This is a genomic window from Butyricicoccus sp., assembly GCF_050872565.1.
Taxonomy (GTDB): Bacteria; Bacillota; Clostridia; order Oscillospirales; family Butyricicoccaceae; genus Butyricicoccus_A.
Genome location: NZ_JBNMHC010000407.1, coordinates 1 through 1,825 on the forward strand (window position 1 = coordinate 1; position 1,825 = coordinate 1,825).

The window sequence follows — 1,825 nt, forward strand, 5'->3', positions numbered from 1 at the left end:
GCCGTCGAAGAGCCAATTATAAATCCGAATGGATCAGATCATGTGTCAGTCCAATTCGGTTGGTCTTGAAGTGGAAGAACGGACGCTCCGGAAGCTGGAAAATATCCATCGGCTTCATATAATCATCCAAGCAAGCATCAATGTCATCCTGCACATCTTCTACCGTATAGCCGTCTTCCAGTACAACGTACAGATACGGCAGGAAGTGATGGTTGTGCTCAACATCCGGAATAATAACGAAAAACTCGTCCTTAATGCCTTCAATCTCTGCATCTGCCAGACGGTTTTCCATCGGCAGGGTTGCCAGTTCCTTACCCGGGAAGCCGAAGCGCGGTGCACTGCCGCGAGTCAGCGTATAAATCACACCGTCCTCATTCATATAGCCAATATCGCCGGTGTGCAGCCAAACACGACCATCGTCATGCTTTTGCAGGGCGCGTGCTGTTGCCTTCGGCGTATCGTAACCAATCATGTTACCAGGGCTGGCAACACAGATTTCACCCATCTCGTTGTAGCCCAACTCTTCATGCGTGCCCGGTCTAAATACAGACATGATAGAGAGCGGCATTGGAATACCGACGTTGCCATTGCCAAGCGGATACGAAGACATCGGCAGCGTCAGGTTAGAACCGCCTTCGCTGCATCCGTAACCACTGGTAAACTGTGCCTTACTGTTGTGGTCATGCAGAAACTTCTGTGCACGCTTCATCTGGTTGTTGTTGAATGCCTCACAGCCAGCACCGGTAGACATCAGGTGAGACATGTCATAATCATCCGGAATGCGGCCGTTGCGCATAATGGTTTCAATGAACATCGGAATCAGCGGCCAGCAGTTCGGACGATAGCGCATCATCTCAAGGTCTACATCTTCCGGTGCGCAGAACGGATCCAGAATCAGCAGCTTGTTGGATGCCAGCGGCAACAGTACCATCGCTACAACAACAGCAACCAGGCTCGGCGGCAGCTGTGTCATCAGCCAAGTCGGACGGAATTCATCCGAAGCACCATAGAAGTTCATCTGATGCAGGTTGCCAATCATGGTATGTGCCGAATGAATGACCTGCTTGGACGGACCAGTCGAACCACTGGTATAAGCGCGGAACAGCGGACGGTTAATGTCGCGCGGAGCTTCTACTTCTCCGGTATAATTCTTGCCCATCTCAAGAACCCAGTCCCAAGACATGGTTCTGCCGCCATATGCCGGCTTGTCCGGATACTGTTCATCGATATACTTCTGAATGTGTTCCGGCATAGCTGCATATTTCGCACTGCGATACGGAGACAGCAGAACAGCGATCTGTGCCTCTGAGCCGTGGCGATATGCGTTTAATTCTCTCTGGGAGAGATAATCCTGTGCGAAGATAACATTCGCACCAGAGCGGCGTACGGCCTCTACATTCTCTTCCAATGTGTTGTCACGGCAGAGAACAGATGCGCCGATCTTTTCCGCAGCCAGCAGCAGATAGATAAACTCCGGTACAGCGCGCAGGAAGGTCGGAATGGCATCGCCTTCGCCAAGACCCAAAGCTTTCAAGCCGCGTGCCGTCAGATCAACTTGCTCAAACAGCTGCTTCCAAGTGATGTCATTACCATAATAATGAATGGCGACAACATCCTCTCCTGGACAGTGTTCTCTTAAATACTCGCCTATTGTCTGCTCCGGAATATGCAGATTTTCAATTAACGCTGGTGGATAATACTGCATCCATGGGCGGTCAATGCTTGGGATGCCCGTTCGTGTGGTTTTGTTTTCGTTCATCGGTAAAAAAATCTCCTTGTCATTTCCTTCATGCTTTGTACAGTTGGAGCTTCCTGATACTGCAAA

The 1,825-nt window shown here is 50.4% G+C and carries 1 protein-coding gene; it reads right to left on the reverse strand.

Annotated elements, in window-relative coordinates:
- Nucleotides 1–16: 16 nt before the first annotated feature.
- Nucleotides 17–1,759, reverse strand: a complete 1,743-nt coding sequence (locus tag ACR0P9_RS11920; RefSeq protein ID WP_432620431.1) for an AMP-binding protein — start codon at nt 1,757–1,759, stop codon at nt 17–19.
- Nucleotides 1,760–1,825: the final 66 nt, after the last annotated feature.

Excerpts from the sequence above, each read along its gene's own strand:
- ACR0P9_RS11920 (WP_432620431.1), bottom strand. The coding sequence starts at position 1,759 with ATGAACGAAAACAAAACCACACGAACGGGCATCCCAAGCATTGACCGC.